The organism is Lactobacillus sp. M0390, from assembly GCF_016102085.1.
Lineage (GTDB): Bacteria > Bacillota > Bacilli > Lactobacillales > Lactobacillaceae > Lactobacillus > Lactobacillus apis.
The window spans coordinates 62,944-79,224 of the sequence record NZ_JACFPH010000005.1 but is presented as its reverse complement, the minus strand read 5'-3'; the positions used below and the strand labels follow the sequence as shown (position 1 = coordinate 79,224).

Here is a 16,281-nt window from a genome sequence, read left to right as displayed (position 1 = left end):
CAGTTGGTAGAGCGCTTGACTGTTAATCAAGATGTCGTCAGTTCGAGTCTGACAGCCGGAGCAAAGTACAAGAAAAGAGGATCTTTATTGATCCTCTTTTTTGTTGTACTATATTTTTATTAAATAAATAATATTATAAGATTAGAATGTGATAAGCCTGCGGTTTATAGCTCTTTTTTAGGTGTATAATGTAAATGGATACGTTTTATCTAAAAGGAGGAAAAGCTCATGGTAGGAATTGTGTTAGCCAGCCATGGCGGTTTTGCCGATGGAATTGCGCAGTCTGCGCAAATGCTATTCGGAGAACAAGACAATTTTGCTCATGTTATTTTGTCGCCTGATGAAGGGCCAGAAGATATTAAGAGCAAGATGGAAGATGCAATTGCCTCATTTGATGATTCGAATGAAGTGTTGTTAATTGTTGATCTTTGGGGTGGGACACCGTTTAATCAAGCAAACGGTTTACTAGAAGATCATGAAAACTGGGCAGTTGTTTCTGGTATGAATTTACCAATGGTTGTTGAAGCACTAACGCAGAGAATGACCAATCCTGATCATACTGCAAAAGAAATTGCCACTGCTATTATTGAGCCTGCTAAGGATGGCATTAAAACTAAACCAACAGATTTAATGCCAAAAACTGAAGCTTCAGTTCAAGGTGGTGCAGGTGTAGCTAAACCTGCAAAATCTATTCCAGAAGGAACAGTAGTTGGTGATGGACACATCAAGTACGTTCTAGCTAGAATTGATTCACGTTTATTGCACGGTCAAGTTGCTACCGGGTGGATACCAGCAATGCATCCTGATCGCGTTATTGTTGTTTCAGACAGTGTTGCAAAAGATGAGATGCGTAAGAGCATGATTCGTGAAGCTGCACCTGCTGGTGTTAAGGCTCATACTGTTCCAATCAAGAAAATGATTGAAATTGCAAATGATCCTCGCTTTGGTAATACTCATGCATTATTGCTGTTTGAAAATCCTGAGGATGTTCTAACAGTTATTAAAGCTGGTATTGACCTTAAGACTATCAACGTGGGTTCAATGTCTTATAAAGTTGGTGATGTTAACGCTAATAACGTCTTGTCAATGAATCAAGACGACGTTGATACTTTCCGCGAACTTGAAAAAATGGGAGTTGAGTTCGATGTACGAAAAGTACCAACTGATAAAGGCGGTAATATGGACGCAATTTTGAATAAGGCTCAAAGCTTGTTGGATGAACAAAAGAAATAAAAGAGTAGGAGCAAAAAAATGAACGCTATACAAATGATCTTAGTTGTTCTAGTTGCCTTTCTTGCAGGTATGGAAGGTATCTTGGATCAATGGGAATTTCACCAACCTCTAGTTGCTTGTACACTAATTGGATTGGTTACGGGACATCTAGATTTAGGAATTATCTTAGGTGGTTATTTACAAATGATTGCCCTAGGTTGGGCTAACATTGGTGCTGCAGTTGCACCTGATGCCGCATTAGCCTCAGTAGCTTCAGCTATTATCTTGGTTCAAAGTGGTCAGGGCACCAAAGGAATTGGTATGGCTACAGGTATTGCTATGCCTTTAGCTGTTGCCGGACTATTTTTAACTATGATTGTACGTACTATTTCAACTGGTATTGCGCATATCATGGACGCTGATGCTAAAAAGGGAAATTGGCGCAAAATTAATATGTGGCAATGGGTTGCTGTTTGCTTGCAGGGATTAAGAATTGCTATTCCAGCTGCTTTACTGCTAGCTATTCCAGCATCTACTGTTAGATATTGGTTAGGTTTAATGCCAGCTTGGTTAAGTGATGGTATGTCACTCGGTGGTGCCATGGTCGTAGCTGTTGGTTATGCAATGGTTATTAACATGATGGCTAGCCGTGAAGTTTGGCCATTCTTTGCAATTGGTTTTGCTTTAGCTGCTATCAAGGACCTAACTTTAATTGCATTAGGTGCAATTGGTTTGGCTCTTGCCGTAATGTACTTAGCTCTTGAATCTAAGGGTGGTAATGGCAACAAGAGTTCAGATAATGAAGGTACCGGCGATCCACTCGGCGATATCATTGACGACTATTAAAGTGATATTTAAGAGGAGGATTTTATTATGGCTGATCAAAAAATCAAATTAAGTAAAGCCGACCGCTTCAACGTGATGTGGCACTCACAATTTTTACAAGCATCATGGAACTATGAAAGAATGCAGAACGGTGGTTTTGCATATTCATTAATTCCTGCATTAAGAAAGCTATATCCAAACAAGGATGATATGTCTGCAGCACTTGAACGTCACTTAGTTTTCTTCAACGTTCACCCTTACCTAGTTTCACCAATTTTAGGTGTTACGCTTGCTTTGGAAGAAGATAAAGCAAATGGTGCTGAAGTTCAAGACGAAGCTATTCAAGGTGTTAAGGTCGGAATGATGGGACCTTTGGCTGGTGTCGGTGACCCAGTATTTTGGTACACAGTTCGTCCAATCCTTGGTGCTTTGGGAGCATCAATGGCTATCCAAGGCAACCTTTTAGGACCTATTTTGTTCTTTGTACTTTGGAATGTCATCAGAATTGCCTTTATGTGGTACACACAAGAATTTGGCTATAAAGCAGGTTCTGCAATTACTAATGATGTTTCTGGTGGTCTTTTACAAAAAGTTACCCGTGGTGCTTCAATGATGGGGATGTTTGTTCTTGGTTCGCTAATTGAACGTTGGGTAAACATTCAATTCACGCCAATAGTTTCAAAAACACCGCTTCAAAAGGGTGCGTACATTGATTGGAACTCGATTCCTGCTGGGGCAAAGGGAATTCAACAGGCTTTGATCGATCAAAGTAACGGATTATCGCTTACTAAATTCAAGGTAACCACTTTACAAAACAACTTGGATACCTTGATTCCTGGTTTGGCAGGTTTGCTGTTAACTTTCTTATGTATGTGGCTATTGAAGAAGAAAGTTTCACCAATCGTTATTATTATCGCTATCTTTGTTGTTGGTGTTCTACTACACGTTTTACACATAATTTAAAAAATGGTTGAATCACAGAATACCAAAGTAGATTTGACGACTGACGCTACGTGGTTTCGGGCAGTTGCTTCATATGGCAACATCATGGTTGGAAATAAAGCAATTGAATTTTATAATGATCGCAATCTTTCTGACTATGTCCAAATACCGTGGAATGAAGTTACTTATGTAGTGGCCGACGTTCATTTTAAAGGAAAGTATATTCCGCGATTTGAAGTTAGAACTCGCGCTAGTGGAACATTTATTTTTACTACTAAAAATAATAAAAAGACATTACGGGCAATCCGTAACTATGTTCCGGCTGATCATATGCGACAGGCATTGAGTCTATGGCAAAATTTAAAGCGAAGATTTACACGTAATTAAAAAAGTTCCTAAGTAGATATCTACTTAGGAACTTTTTCTATTGGTTTTTAGTAAATGAGTTGATTTTACCCTCAATACGTAAATAATCACGAACTTTATCACGTAATGAAGTTACTGTTGTTTCAGCACGCTTTTTCTTTTTGCCATATTTTGGTTAAAGCAGATAAGAAAATAAAGATCAAAATAGCCGCAACCATTGATACACGATTATTTGGCAAGATGAGTAATAAAATAATCATCATGATAAAAAACAGTAAGGTTAAATAATCCAAATAGGGAAATCCTGGCATTTTAAAATCACCTAATTTGGCCGCATGGGTCTGTTTACGATACGCAATATGAGTTAAGAGCATTAAGCACCAGATGATAATAAACATGCTGGTAGAAGTAGAAGAAATGAAATTAAAAGCCTGGTTGCCAATTAAGATAATGACAAAGGGTGCAAGAGCCATCAAACAGGCGGATAAAATTAGACCATTTTGAGGTAATTGTCTTCTTAAATGACCAAAGGTCTTGTTCCACTTACCTTTTCCATTAAAGGTAACAGAAAAAAGTAATCGTCCCGCACTATATAAAATACTATTGGTTGATGAAACGGCCGCAGAAATCACAACGAAATTAATGATTGAACCAGCGTTACGAATGCCAGTTGCTGCAAGAGTCTGTACAAAAGGACTGGAACTAGTTGAAACCTTATTCCAAGGAATAACAATTAGAATTGCAACAATTGCCAAAACATAAAACAAAATAATTCGTAGTGGAACTTCATTAATTGCTTTCTTAATTGTGACTTTAGGATTTTGTGCTTCGGCTGCCGTCAGGCCAACTAATTCAACACCGACAAAACTAAAAATTACCATTTGAAATCCAGCGAAAAAGCCGGAACCGCCTTTGGCAAAGAAGCCACCATTATTAGTTAAATTTGCGAAAGTTACTGGTCCAAAATTGGTTTTTCCACCAGTAATGGTCAAATAAGCTACCAAAATGACAAAAGCAATCACAGTGACAATTTTGACGATTGCAAAACTAAACTCTAGGTTTCCAAATAGGCGAGCAGAAAGTAAGTTAATAAAAAGCAGGATAGCAATTGTAACCAGACCTGGAATCCAGGTTGCCAAATGTGGGAACCAATATTGAAAATAGATTCCTAAAGCTGTCATTTCAGCCATTCCTAGCGTGACCCAACTAATCCAATACAGGTAACCGGAAATAAAACCAATATTTTTACCTAAATATTTCTGAATAAAATCAATGTAGGTATGCTTGGATAGGTCGGAGACAATTAATTCACCCAGGGCCCGCATCAATAAAAATAAAAAAATACCGACAATCATGTAAATTAAAATGACGCTTGGACCGGCCATTCTAATACTGTTGCCGACACCCAAAAATAAACCAGTGCCAATTGTACCGCCTAGTGCAATTAACTGAATATGGGCATTGGTTAAGGTTCGTTCATAACCAGAACTATTATTTTCGTTTTCGTCATCCATCTAATCACTCCAAATTCTAGATATGTATTTTTATACTACAATAATCGATTATAGCACTAGTTTAACTACCTTGAATTATTAGTATTAAAAAAAGATGAAAACAGTAGTATCATGGAATAAAATAGATAGGTAAAAGGAGTGTTATGGAAATGTTTACAATTGCTAAGTTTTTGTTTGCTGGCCAAGAAATAGAGTTAGTTTTACCTGAAATAAGGCATGCACAAGCGCTATATGAAATTATTGTTCACGATCGAGTAGAACTGGCACGCTTTTTACCATGGGCTGATAAAATTAACGTAGTTGAAGATGAAATAGATTTTATTAAGCAAATGCGTAGGGAAACCGCAGAGTATAAGAAACTTGCTTTAGTAGTTCTAGTTAACGGCGATGCGGCTGGAATGCTTGACCTCCATAATATTAAATTGAAAAATCAAAGTGCGGAAATAGGCTATTGGTTGGGGCAAGCGTATCAGAAGAAAGGAATTATGACTCAAGCAGTTAAAAAGCTGGTTGAAGTATCCTTTAATCAATTAGGATTGCATCGACTTAGCCTATTGGCTGACCATGAAAACAGGGCTAGTTGCGCAATAGCGGAAAGACTTAATTTTGCCCATATAGCATTATTACCAGATGAAGTAAAATATCATGGTGAGTTTCGAGATATGGAGTTGTATACCTTAATAAACAAAAACGGCTTATAGTAGCTATATACTATAAGCCGTTTTATTACTTGTCTTCGTAGCCATTGGGATGTTTTTGGTGCCACTGCCAAGCACTTTCAATGGCCTCTTCTGCACTTTCATGTTGCGGTTGCCAGTTTAAGACGGATCTTGCCTTGTCAGAATTAGCGATTAAACTGTCGGGATCTCCGGCTCGTCGTGGTCCGATTGTATAAGGAATATCTATTCCGGTAACACTACGAGCTGCTTGTAAAATTTCAAGATTTGAATAGCCATGCGCGGTTCCCAAATTGAAAACATCTGAATGACCAGTTTTCATTAAATATTGAAGCGCTAAGATATGAGCGTCGATTAAGTCGTTTATTTCAACGTAATCGCGCACGTTAGTACCATCCTTAGTATCGTAATCATCACCAAAAATAGTAAATTCTCCGTCTCCAGTAATAGCACTACGTAGAATATTAGGAATTAAGTGTGTCTCAGGTCCGTGATCTTCACCGTAATTACCGTCTGTTGAAGCTCCTGCGACGTTAAAGTAGCGAAGAGCAACAGACTTAATACCCTCAGATTTATCTGCCCAGTGCATGATTTTTTCCATCATTGCCTTAGTATCACCATAAGGATTAATTGGATTTAGGGGCGAATCTTCTGTAATTGGTAACTTATTGGGGATGCCATAAGTTGCAGCACTTGATGAAAAGACAAGATACTTAACTTGTGCATCTTTCATAGCTTCCAAAAGGGCAATCATACCGGAAACATTATTATCGTAGTATTTAAGTGGCTTTTTAACAGATTCAGGTACCAGTGAGTAGGCAGCAAAGTGCATCACTGCGTCAATTTTTTCTTCACGTAAAATCTGACTGACTAAGAATTTATCTTCGATATCACCTTGATAAAACTTTGCCTTGGGATTAACAGCTTTTCGATGGCCTGTGTAGAGTGCGTCAAGGACAACAACTTCATAGCCTTGTTCAACTAAATGCTTGACGGCAATTGAACCAATGTAGCCGGCCCCGCCAATAACTAATACACGCATAATTTCCTCCATTAATATTTTTATAGACAGTTAAATTCTAGCATAGTGCAAGAGAGGTTGCTGAAATATTTCTGCTATAATGTTTTATATAGCAAAGTAAAAAGTTAGTCAAAATAGTATGGAAAGAAGTAGTCAAATGATTCATAATGCAACAATTGATCAACAAGTCAACCATCGATCGATTCGTAAATTTAAAGATCAACAATTAACTGAGGAGCAGTTAACGACTTTATACACAGTTTTTCAACATACTGCGACAAGTTTATTTATGCAAAATGCAACGCTTTTACATATTACTGATGAAACTAAACGAGCAAAAATTAGAGAATTGTGCGGGCAAAAATATGTTGGTGCACAAGGAGATCTCTTTATTTTTGTAGTTGATTTATACCGAAATCAACAAATTCGGCAGCAGTTAGGTAAGGATGATGGTCGCCTTCACACTACTGACATCTTCTTCCAGGGGTTGGATGACACACTGCTTGCTTGGCAAAATGTGGCTAATGCTGTGGAAAGCATGGGCTTAGGTTACGTGCCACTTGGAACAATTAATGATCATCCGTTGGCGATGTTAGATGTATTGGACTTGCCTAAACTGACTTTTCCAGCTTTAGGGATGCAAGTAGGTGTGCCTGATCAAGAGCCACAATTAAAACCACGTTTGCCACTAGAATTTACTACCTTTGAAAATGAGTATCCGCGTGATTTTGCTGTGGATAATTTGAGAGATTACGATCAAGTTGTCACAACTTATTATGATTTGCGTGATACAAATAAACGAATTGATTCATTTACTAAACAAATTACGGGTGAAAAGTTAAATACAAAGGCAATTGACCGTGATGAGTTACCTGAACTTTTACACAAGCAAGAATTGTGCTTAGACTGGAAATTAAACTAAAATTTGATTTTTGTGGAAAAGTTGCCAGTAGCTTATGTAGTCTACTCTAAATAAGAAAAGTCGTGTATTCAATTGCACGGCTTTTCTTGTTCTGGTATAATTTATACGTTGTAAAAAGCGCTGATTTAGCTCAGTTGGTAGAGCGTTTCCCTCGTAAAGAAAAGGTCGCCAGTTCGATTCTGGCAATCAGCATATTATTATATAATTAAATTTGATAAGTCTTGATTACTTGCGCTTTATGTTAGTAGTCGAGACTTTTTATTTTGAATTTGTGGACAAAAATGGTACACGTTTTATAAAACATGTACCATTTTTTTTAAAAAGAATAGAGATTAATTTACATAGTCTTTTGTGTCTATAATATATTGCAATATGTATTGCAAAATGTAATACATAGTATAAAATATAGTGTGTGTGAATTAGCTTTATTATTTTTCTTGTGAGTTTTTTTCCATATTATCTAAGGCGTATTCACACGCTTGAATGACAAAACTTGAAAAAGTTACATCTTCACCTTTGATTGCCTGCTCAATTTCTTGAGTAAGGCTTAAAGGAAACCTAATTGTCTTGTTTTCTGTTTCTTTGTGGCTAGATTTTATTTTGAACACCAATATAATCACCTCCTGCAAGTCAATTATATTGTGAGTTCTGTTATAAATATGCATTGCAAAATGCAGTGCTAATTATAATGAAATTGAATGAAGATATTATCATGGGTGATAATTTCTAAGTTACTTAATGAAGAAGCATTCAGCAAAGCTTAAAGCTGTGATTCAAGAAAGGCGGGATATTGTAAAGTAAAGATGTTATACGTTGAGCTGCCTTTATGCGAACATTTTATGGTGAATCATAATAAATCAAAGTGAAAAAAGTTAATGTTTGAAAAATAAAGGTTTGCTGCATGGTGATACTTAGTTTTTGGTTGATAAGTTTCAGAAACTAAGTACCGTCTTTTTGTAACATGAATAACAAAGCTGCTATAAGGGCAAAAGTATATAATGCAAGTTGATACAGCCTGCAATTACTTTAAGAGCAAGATATCTCTTGATAAAGCAATGTTGCAGGTAGAAATAGTATAAGATAAATTAATATGAGTTAAAACCTTTTAAAGAGTGTATTCAAATCTCTTTGAGAGGTTTTTTCTTGTCTTAAATAGAATAAATAAATTTTTGAGAAAAACTATAAAGATTAATCACTGACACGTTTGCGATTTGTAGCTTGAAATAATGAGTTTATAGTACCTTATATAGTATTGCAGTATGATTAGTTTATGATATATTGTGATTGCTAAGTGATGAGATAGGTTAACCATGTATGTATTGTTAAAGCAGAAATTGTTTTTACTGCACTAAGTTTATAAAGCAACCATACTAACCGCTTGGTATCTTGACTAGCTAGTCATAATTTTTTATACAGTTATAAGAATATACTATTAAAATGACACTAGAATGCACTAATAATAAAGGTGCTGATTTTAAAAGGAGAAGTCTAAACTAATGAAATATAGAAAACTTCTAACAACATTTTTAGTTGCGATTGGACTAATAGCAGGATATCAAACTACAAATGATGTAACTTTAACGGCTACAGCTGCTGAGTCTGAGCAGGTAACTAAGACAAGTAAGCCAAAAGAGATAAAGCTGTCACCCAATAAAACGCAAGCGGCATTTATAAAGCCGTGGTCATATCAGGAGGAAAGAAAACTAAGTTTGTTGGACTTAGATAATTTAGGTCGTGCCCAAGGTAGTCATATTCAAGTAAAACGCTCAGAATTGCCTACTGAACCCCGTGCACCAAGGCTAACTGTTAATCCAAGTGGTTGGCATAATTATAAAATTGAAACTACTAAGAATGGCAAACCATATACTGCTTGGGCTTTTAACAGAGGGCATTTAGTTGGTTACCAATTTTCAGGTTTAAATGATGAAAAGCGTAACTTAATTACAGAGACGGCTTACTTGAATCAAGGATCTACTACTGGTATGGATGATACTAATTCAAAGGCAATGCTCTATTATGAAAACTTTTTACGCAAGTGGATTAACGAGCACCCCCAAAGTAAACTCGACTATGCTGTAATTCCTTTATATTATCAAGATGAATTAGTTGCCCGTAAGGTGCTACTAAGCTTTGTGGGCGTTACGCCGGCAAATAGACAAACTAAGATTAAGTTACCTATAAGTGGACTAAAAATGAAGGGTAAAGTAACCCAAGTAATTTTAGATAATGATTCTCCGCTGCTAGATATAGATTATCTTACTGGTGCTGCTACAGTTCTTAATAGTGAAAAATACTTACGGCGCGAAGCTGTTCGACAAGAAAGTTTACGTCGTGCAGAAGAAAGTAACGACACTAATTTTGAAAACTAGAAGTGTTTTTTGAAATAGACTTGGAATTCTAATAACTAAAAGGACTATTTAAAGTACTGTGCAGTGCCTTGTTAGATATTGGTAGTAAAAATAAAATACGTAAATTATACCTATGCACATATGCTATAATTTAATTGTATGAGCTTATATCTTAATGGAAAAAGGCATTTATGGAACAAGAGAAAGCTTTTTCGGAAAAAGTTATCGACTTTGATAAAGAACTAGGTAAAGTAACGCTTGAGATACCTAAATCATATAAAATAATAAATCCTTATAGAGGTAGAAATAAAAAGCAAGTTTTCCAATTGGTAAAACTGTTCTACGGAAAATATTTTAATGACAATAACAAGCGCCGCCTAATATTAGGCAGTTCACCAGCAAGAAGAGGTTCGGCCATAACTGGAGTTCCCTTTGAAGATGCTCAAAATCTCCAAAAAGAAACAGGAATTTCAATAGAAAATTTTCATGTAAGTAATGCGTCTTCTACATTTCTAAATAGAGTCATAGATAAATATGGTGGGAGAACAAAATTTTATAGCGATTTTTACTTAAACTTTGTTTGCCCCTTAGGAATAAGTAAGATTAATTCAAAAGGCAACAGTGTAAATTGCAACTATTATGAAAATAAGCAGGTTGAAAATAAATTACTTACCTTTATAATTTCAGCACTTAAAGTGCAGGTTGAGTTTGGAATTGATACGTCGGTATGTTATTGCATTGGTAGTGGTGAAAATTTTCAGGAGTTGAATAAAATCAATAAAGAATTGAAGTTATTCAAGAAAATCACTCCACTAGAGCATCCACGTTTTATTACGCAGTATCATCCTAGGGATGAAGAAGAATATTTGGATAAGTATCTAAGAGCTTTAAAAAGTTAGCAAATATTAACTGATTGTAAAGAAATGAGGTTAACAATATATGTCTGATGTAATTCTTGAAAAAGCAAGACTAATTTATCAAAAGTATCAGAATGGTGAACTTGGTGATACTAGTCTGCCAGAGGATACTAATCCAGGCCTTGATTCTAGTTCGAATGAAAATGCACTTTATTTCACTTTGCCAATGGCTTTAAATTCTCAAAGAAATTCTTATACTCTGTGGGAAAGTGCCCTAAAAACATATGAAGATTCTGAAACGAATTTTGTCTTTTCACCTAATAAGGTCATAAATGCTGATTATGAAGAAGTGCAGGAAGCCTTAACCAAGTATAGACTTGCACTGCAAAGGAATAAGCAAACCAATATCTGGCTTAAATTGTGTCAGACATTCACTGATTTATCTGATGGTAATATTATCAATTTTGCCAGAAATTTATCTGATGATGTGAATAAAATCAGATACTTTATGCAAAAAGAAGCTAAGAAAAAATTTCCTTATCTGTCTGGAGCCAAGCTATGTAATTATTGGCTGTATGTTCTTAGCAATTACACTGCAATTCCTTTGAAAAACACTAACGATATATACATCGCTGCTGATCGTCATATAATCAGAGCTAGTTACAAATTAGGTTTGATTACTAAAGAACAAATGGAAAGCTCAAAAGTACAAACTTATGTTATTGATGCCTGGGCGAAAGAACTGCAGGGAACTGAATTTGTCCCAACAGACCTGCAAAATCCATTGTGGTTATGGAGCAGAAACGGTTTTAAGAATTTAGAATCCTGACTGATAATAGAAAATAAGGGTAATGTAAGCTTGAAGCCTTCATTACCCTTGTTTTTTCTTGTTCTTAACTTGATGAATTATGCATAGTAATCAATGATTGCTTTCAACGTTTTCGCAGCTTCAGGATTGCCAGTGCCTTCTTCATAATATTTACTAAAACGTTCGTCACATATGTACATCTTGGCGAGATTCTTATGTGCTTTTGCAGAATATTGGTCTTTTGGCCATAAAGTTAGTAAATACTCTTTGTGTAAATCAAACAGGTGTCTAGCAGCGGGTTGCTTGATATCAGTAGTATTAGCCAAATTTTTTAGTTCAGTTAAAATTTCAGCAGATAATTCTTTAAAATGTGAAAATTCATTTTCTGATAGAGAATTGAACTTTTGATTGCTGCGATCTATTTGGGCGTCGCCATACTTTTCTCTAATTTCTATGCCGTATTGCTTTTCGTTATTCTTAATTACCTCTTTTTTTAGTGTGGCAAATTTTTCAGTGTCTGTCATTTGTGTTTCTCCTTTCATTGTTGCAAGTGTTTTGTCCAAATTCTTAATCAAATCATCCAGATATTGTTGCTCTGCAACTAATTTGTTACGCTGACTTCGTAAAACTTGATATTGAGTTTCTGGTGAAGTTTGCATAACTTTTTTAATTTGCTCTAGTGGCAGGTCAAATAGCTTTAAGAATAGTATTTTTTGAAGTTGATCAACTTCAGTTTCTTCATAGTAGCGATAATTATTTACGGGGTCTCTGCGCGCTTTTAAAAGTCCCTGTTTATCGTAGTACCGTAAAGTTCGAGTTGAAATGCCAGCTAGTTTTGCTAGTTCATTGATAGAATATGACATGGTTAAAAATCTCCTCACTTGCAAAATCAAGTATATTGGTTGACGTAACGTCAAGGTCAAGCACGGAATTAATTTTTTATCAATAAAAAACCAGTATTCTGATTAGAATACTGGTTTTTGTTATGGCGTCTAGTTTACTACATTTAGTTTTTCGCCATTTAAAAAGGCCTGAAGATTATCAACGACGATTCCTAAAAGACGATTGCGAGTCTCGCGAGGTGCCCATGCAATATGAGGGGTAATGTAGCAGTTTTTAGCAGAAAGAAGTGGACTGTCAGCTGAAATTGGTTCTTTTTGGACGACATCAACTCCGGCAGCAGCAATCTTGCCATCGTTTAACGCATCTGCAACATCTTTTTCACTGATTAATCCGCCACGTGCTGTATTAATCAAGATAACGCCGTCTTTCATTTGACTAATTGCTTCTTGATTTATCATTTCTGTGGTTTCTGGAGTTTGCGGAACGTGTAGGCTAATAATGTCAGATTGTTGGTATAGCTCTTCCAGGCTGACTTGTTTTACATAATTAGGTAAATCTGTTTTAGGACGGTGATTATAAAAGATGATATTCATAGAAAAAGCATGACCAATTTCGGCTACTTTTTTGGCAATACTACCAAATCCAATTAAGCCAAGGGTCTTACCCTGCAATTCCATTAATGGTTTAGCCCAAAATGTGAAGTCAGGATTGCTACTCCAACGACCATCATGCACAAGTTGATTGTGTAGTCCCACGTGGCTGGTAATTTCAAGTAGTAGGGCAAAAGTAAATTGAGCAACTGCATCAGTGCCGTATGTAGGAATATTGGTTACGGGGATGTTAGCTTTTGTTGCAGCTTCAGTGTCAATTACATTGTAGCCTGTTGCAGTTACACCAATATACTTGAGATTAGGAGCAGTAGAAATCACATGCTCGTCAAGAGGAGTTTTATTGGTCAAAACGATTTCGGCATCACCAATTCGTTTTAAAATTTCATTATCGTCATTTACTGGAGTTCGATCATAAAAGGTGCAGTCACCCAATTCTTTGAGAGGCGACCAGTCAAGATCTCCAGGATTTAACGCATAGCTATCTAAGTTTACAATTTTCATTTCTCGAACCTCTTTAATTATCAATAATACATATTTTACTATAATCTGCTCAAGTAAAATTAATTTTGCAACTAAATTGACAGCGTTTTTAGATAATTTTACAATTGATTAGTATGACACTTTTATTGCTGTGATTATATGTATCTTTTTACTTTAAAAAACTGTGGGAGAATTTTGGAGTATAAGATAGTTAACTAAAAACATGCAGTTATTAAAGTGGCGAATAAGTATATGTTGTTACTGAATATAGAAGGAGTTAGTAATGAAAAAATGTCCTAAGTGTGGCGCTCTAATGGAAAAGAACGTCAACTTTTGTACGAAATGTGGTGCAGATTTGCGTAATGTTAATCTGGGTCAAGAAACTAAGCAAACCAACACTGAGCCTGCTAAAGTTGAAACCGCACCGGTAGAGGAAGTTCAGACACAAATCCCCTCCACTGGTCGTTTCCAACATTACTGGCAATGGTTAGTGGAATCTTGGCAAAAACCAGCGCAAAATAATTTACCAACTGAAAGTTGGTATGGCTGGGTAACTATTTTAGTTGAAGATCTTCTTTTTATTTTAGGATTATACTTTTTGGCTAAGGCACTTATTACTGGTGCAATTGGCCTTGCTAGCAGCTTTGGGGTTAGTACTCGGGGTTGGGGAAACTATGACCTTTCTTTTAATATCGTCTTCAGAGTATTTATTATTATTTTAGTTTTTGAAGCGATCATAATCTTAGCGCATTTTGCTGCATATAAATTTGTCTATAATGGTCATCCTAACCTTTTTGCTTTTGTAAATACCAGCACGCATGCAAGTAATTTAAACTTGATTCTTACCGCAATCTTCTTTTTATTAATGCTCTTAGGTCTTAATAGTATTAGGTTCTCTTTGTTCCTAATTCTTTTAATGATAGTGATATTCTTTATTGGGCAAGAAGTAACTTTATTAGCACACGAGGGTGCAGTACGAGATAAAGTTTATGGAATGTTAATTGCTTTTGGTATCATTTTTGTTTGCACCATAATTGTTAATTCGATTATTTATAATTCGGTTCTGCGCGTGATTATTAACGAATTCATGTCCGGAATCAATGGCGCAATGTAGTTTATGGATGGTGTGAGAAAAATGAGTGAATCTGAATTTTGTCCCAACTGTGGCAAGTTAATTAAGCCTAATGATGAATTTTGTCCTAACTGTGGTGCTAGGATAGCTGCCAAAAAAAAGAGCAGACAGGAATATCGTGCTAAGAAAGGTACCCAAAAGAGCACAAGTGTACCTAAAAATGAGCTTGCGACAACAGTCAATCGTCAACCGATGAAAAAGAAGAATAAAATTATCTTTTCATGTCTTGGTATCTTAGTTGTAGCATTTATTGCCTTTTATGCTTGGGGCTCTAACCATTACCAACGTCAAAATCAAGTTGATCAAATTACAGCATATTTGAAAAATCCACATGAAAATATGGCGCAATATGTGACTGCAGATAATCCAGCAGTTCATGTAACAAACGCTGCCTTAAAACCAACTCAGAATTATTATTTTAGCCACAGTAAAGCCGCTGACCAGATGGGGGAGGCACTTAAATATAGTGATAACTATGATAATGTTTCGCTCGTACAGTCGGGACGCTATTTATTGTTTTTCCCTAAATACACATTAAAGTTTGAAACTTTTTCGCCACAGATTAAAACAAACCACGCTAATTCGACTATTTATGTTAATGGTAAAAAGGTTGGCGGCGTTAATGGTAATGGGGAAGAGTATTATAAAAAGACGGATCCACTTTTCCCAGGTAAGTATCATATAACTGTTAAGTCAGTTGCTTCAGGACATAACTTAGCAGCTGAAAAGACAGCCAATATTTTTTCTAATGATGCCATTAACATGAACATTAAGACAGTTAACTTCATGATTAAAAGTGTTGCAGGTGCTGACATTTATATCAATGATAAAAAAGCTGGCACTGTTGGTAAAGATGGAACAAAGGACTTTAAGGACTATCCTGCTACTGATGATATGAAAATCTATGTGGTTATCAAAGTTGGTGGTCACGAAATCAAGTCAAAGGTGATTGACTACGATGAACTTGGCTTTGACGATGATGATGACAGTAGCAGTAATGTAATTAAGCCCGAATGGCCTGGCTTAATCAGCCAAGATGATGCGGAAAGTATGCTACAAAATGCATTTAATTCACCAGATGAGGATGATTTTGTTGGTGGAGCAGAAAACAAGGGATATCAAGAACTTCATGGTCAAGTTGGTAACTTTAACGATGATGATGATATTATTGAATACGATATGGAATGTAATGTCGTTTCGGTATCACCTGCTCCAGGAAATTGCAGTAATGTGGTTTACAAAATAACTTATACTTTTGAACATGATGATTATGAGCATAAGCAAGTAATGCTATATTCAGGTGCCGTCTTCCACCAAGATGGGGATGAGAGTGACTCACAAAAGATCAAGTCAATTGGTAACGGTAAGATTATTAGTGATAAGAAATATAACAATTAAATACGTATATTGACTATAAATTGAAATGAATCCGGAAAGTTAGACAACTTTCTGGACTCTTTTTTTTATAAATTAAATTCTATCGTTGATTCTGATGGTTAACCTGTTTTCAAGATGTAGACACAAGTTTTTATCAGGACTACAAAAAAGAACATCAATGCTGTGAGAGTTAATTTTAATACCATTTCTATAGACTCTGTTTTCGTTTATTTTCATCTTATTAACTATGTCTTTTCCAAGATCACTATCCAGCATTTCAGAAATACCAAGGAAAAAAATTCCTACATCGTTAGGCTAGCAGTAATACCTGCTTAAAAGGTGCTAT

Annotated in this window: 16 protein-coding genes and 1 tRNA gene; 12 read left to right on the top strand and 5 right to left on the bottom strand. The window is 35.8% G+C overall.

What is annotated here, in order from left to right; all coding sequences use genetic code 11:
• Positions 1-228: 228 nt before the first annotated feature.
• Genes H3R25_RS08285 through H3R25_RS08270 form a run of 4 tightly spaced genes read left to right on the top strand, consistent with a single transcriptional unit; the run spans position 229 to position 3,366 of the window.
• Positions 229-1,233, top strand: coding sequence for a mannose/fructose/sorbose PTS transporter subunit IIA (locus H3R25_RS08285; RefSeq protein WP_109715125.1), 1,005 nt, complete (start codon positions 229-231; stop codon positions 1,231-1,233).
• A gap of 18 nt (positions 1,234-1,251) precedes the next feature.
• Complete coding sequence (locus H3R25_RS08280; protein WP_046306072.1) at positions 1,252-2,058, top strand: PTS mannose/fructose/sorbose transporter subunit IIC; 807 nt, start codon at positions 1,252-1,254, stop codon at positions 2,056-2,058.
• Between the two features lie 27 nt (positions 2,059-2,085).
• Positions 2,086-3,000, top strand: coding sequence for a PTS system mannose/fructose/sorbose family transporter subunit IID (locus tag H3R25_RS08275; protein WP_187158730.1), 915 nt, complete (start codon positions 2,086-2,088; stop codon positions 2,998-3,000).
• A 3-nt stretch (positions 3,001-3,003) separates the two neighbouring features.
• Positions 3,004-3,366: a DUF956 family protein gene (locus tag H3R25_RS08270; protein ID WP_198184132.1), complete on the top strand. Its 363-nt coding sequence runs from the start codon at positions 3,004-3,006 to the stop codon at positions 3,364-3,366.
• A 122-nt stretch (positions 3,367-3,488) separates the two neighbouring features.
• Here H3R25_RS08270 and H3R25_RS08265 read toward each other — a convergent pair whose 3' ends face one another.
• Positions 3,489-4,859 carry an amino acid permease gene (locus H3R25_RS08265; protein ID WP_198194975.1) on the bottom strand — a complete coding sequence of 457 codons (1,371 nt, stop codon included), beginning with the start codon at positions 4,857-4,859 and terminating at the stop codon, positions 3,489-3,491.
• Positions 4,860-5,008: 149 nt separating this feature from the next.
• Between H3R25_RS08265 and H3R25_RS08260 the strand changes: the two genes are divergently transcribed.
• The gene (locus H3R25_RS08260) at positions 5,009-5,560 is read left to right on the top strand and encodes a GNAT family N-acetyltransferase (protein ID WP_198194973.1); all 552 of its coding nucleotides are present in this window, start codon (positions 5,009-5,011) and stop codon (positions 5,558-5,560) included.
• Positions 5,561-5,585: 25 nt separating this feature from the next.
• Here H3R25_RS08260 and galE read toward each other — a convergent pair whose 3' ends face one another.
• Positions 5,586-6,578, bottom strand: a complete 993-nt coding sequence (gene galE / locus H3R25_RS08255) for a UDP-glucose 4-epimerase GalE (protein ID WP_198194971.1) — start codon at positions 6,576-6,578, stop codon at positions 5,586-5,588.
• A 136-nt stretch (positions 6,579-6,714) separates the two neighbouring features.
• Between galE and H3R25_RS08250 the strand changes: the two genes are divergently transcribed.
• Positions 6,715-7,479 carry an NADPH-dependent oxidoreductase gene (locus H3R25_RS08250; RefSeq protein ID WP_198194978.1) on the top strand — a complete coding sequence of 255 codons (765 nt, stop codon included), beginning with the start codon at positions 6,715-6,717 and terminating at the stop codon, positions 7,477-7,479.
• Between the two features lie 119 nt (positions 7,480-7,598).
• A tRNA-Thr gene (locus H3R25_RS08245) sits at positions 7,599-7,671 on the top strand.
• Positions 7,672-7,907: 236 nt separating this feature from the next.
• Here H3R25_RS08245 and H3R25_RS08240 read toward each other — a convergent pair.
• Complete coding sequence (locus tag H3R25_RS08240; protein ID WP_198189134.1) at positions 7,908-8,090, bottom strand: YlcI/YnfO family protein; 183 nt, start codon at positions 8,088-8,090, stop codon at positions 7,908-7,910.
• An 885-nt stretch (positions 8,091-8,975) separates the two neighbouring features.
• Between H3R25_RS08240 and H3R25_RS08235 the strand changes: the two genes are divergently transcribed.
• The 3 genes from H3R25_RS08235 (at position 8,976) to H3R25_RS08225 (ending at position 11,513) form a co-directional block, all read left to right on the top strand.
• On the top strand, positions 8,976-9,848 hold the full coding sequence (locus H3R25_RS08235; protein ID WP_198189135.1) for a DNA/RNA non-specific endonuclease: 873 nt from the start codon (positions 8,976-8,978) through the stop codon (positions 9,846-9,848).
• 170 nt (positions 9,849-10,018) lie between these two features.
• Complete coding sequence (locus tag H3R25_RS08230) at positions 10,019-10,726, top strand: uracil-DNA glycosylase family protein (RefSeq protein WP_198189136.1); 708 nt, start codon at positions 10,019-10,021, stop codon at positions 10,724-10,726.
• Positions 10,727-10,766: 40 nt separating this feature from the next.
• Positions 10,767-11,513, top strand: a complete 747-nt coding sequence (locus tag H3R25_RS08225) for a hypothetical protein (protein WP_198194969.1) — start codon at positions 10,767-10,769, stop codon at positions 11,511-11,513.
• Positions 11,514-11,590: 77 nt separating this feature from the next.
• Here H3R25_RS08225 and H3R25_RS08220 read toward each other — a convergent pair whose 3' ends face one another.
• Both H3R25_RS08220 and H3R25_RS08215 read right to left on the bottom strand, forming a co-directional pair.
• The gene (locus H3R25_RS08220; protein ID WP_198194967.1) at positions 11,591-12,355 is read right to left on the bottom strand and encodes a MerR family transcriptional regulator; all 765 of its coding nucleotides are present in this window, start codon (positions 12,353-12,355) and stop codon (positions 11,591-11,593) included.
• Between the two features lie 129 nt (positions 12,356-12,484).
• Positions 12,485-13,447 (bottom strand): D-2-hydroxyacid dehydrogenase, encoded by a 963-nt coding sequence (locus tag H3R25_RS08215; protein WP_198194965.1) that lies wholly within the window; start codon positions 13,445-13,447, stop codon positions 12,485-12,487.
• 262 nt (positions 13,448-13,709) lie between these two features.
• On the opposite strand from H3R25_RS08215, the gene H3R25_RS08210 reads away from it, so the two are divergent.
• A complete protein-coding gene (locus tag H3R25_RS08210; RefSeq protein ID WP_198194963.1) occupies positions 13,710-14,540 on the top strand; it encodes a DUF6574 domain-containing protein in 831 nt (276 codons plus the stop codon).
• 21 nt (positions 14,541-14,561) lie between these two features.
• Positions 14,562-15,956: a zinc ribbon domain-containing protein gene (locus H3R25_RS08205; RefSeq protein WP_198194961.1), complete on the top strand. Its 1,395-nt coding sequence runs from the start codon at positions 14,562-14,564 to the stop codon at positions 15,954-15,956.
• Positions 15,957-16,281 lie beyond the last annotated feature (325 nt).

Excerpts from the sequence above, each read along its gene's own strand:
- H3R25_RS08285 (WP_109715125.1), top strand. The coding sequence starts at position 229 with ATGGTAGGAATTGTGTTAGCCAGCCATGGCGGTTTTGCCGATGGAATT.
- H3R25_RS08280 (WP_046306072.1), top strand. The coding sequence starts at position 1,252 with ATGAACGCTATACAAATGATCTTAGTTGTTCTAGTTGCCTTTCTTGCA.
- H3R25_RS08275 (WP_187158730.1), top strand. The coding sequence starts at position 2,086 with ATGGCTGATCAAAAAATCAAATTAAGTAAAGCCGACCGCTTCAACGTG.
- H3R25_RS08270 (WP_198184132.1), top strand. The coding sequence starts at position 3,004 with ATGGTTGAATCACAGAATACCAAAGTAGATTTGACGACTGACGCTACG.
- H3R25_RS08265 (WP_198194975.1), bottom strand. The coding sequence starts at position 4,859 with ATGGATGACGAAAACGAAAATAATAGTTCTGGTTATGAACGAACCTTA.
- H3R25_RS08260 (WP_198194973.1), top strand. The coding sequence starts at position 5,009 with ATGTTTACAATTGCTAAGTTTTTGTTTGCTGGCCAAGAAATAGAGTTA.
- galE (WP_198194971.1), bottom strand. The coding sequence starts at position 6,578 with ATGCGTGTATTAGTTATTGGCGGGGCCGGCTACATTGGTTCAATTGCC.
- H3R25_RS08250 (WP_198194978.1), top strand. The coding sequence starts at position 6,715 with ATGATTCATAATGCAACAATTGATCAACAAGTCAACCATCGATCGATT.
- H3R25_RS08235 (WP_198189135.1), top strand. The coding sequence starts at position 8,976 with ATGAAATATAGAAAACTTCTAACAACATTTTTAGTTGCGATTGGACTA.
- H3R25_RS08230 (WP_198189136.1), top strand. The coding sequence starts at position 10,019 with ATGGAACAAGAGAAAGCTTTTTCGGAAAAAGTTATCGACTTTGATAAA.
- H3R25_RS08225 (WP_198194969.1), top strand. The coding sequence starts at position 10,767 with ATGTCTGATGTAATTCTTGAAAAAGCAAGACTAATTTATCAAAAGTAT.
- H3R25_RS08220 (WP_198194967.1), bottom strand. The coding sequence starts at position 12,355 with ATGTCATATTCTATCAATGAACTAGCAAAACTAGCTGGCATTTCAACT.
- H3R25_RS08215 (WP_198194965.1), bottom strand. The coding sequence starts at position 13,447 with ATGAAAATTGTAAACTTAGATAGCTATGCGTTAAATCCTGGAGATCTT.
- H3R25_RS08210 (WP_198194963.1), top strand. The coding sequence starts at position 13,710 with ATGAAAAAATGTCCTAAGTGTGGCGCTCTAATGGAAAAGAACGTCAAC.
- H3R25_RS08205 (WP_198194961.1), top strand. The coding sequence starts at position 14,562 with ATGAGTGAATCTGAATTTTGTCCCAACTGTGGCAAGTTAATTAAGCCT.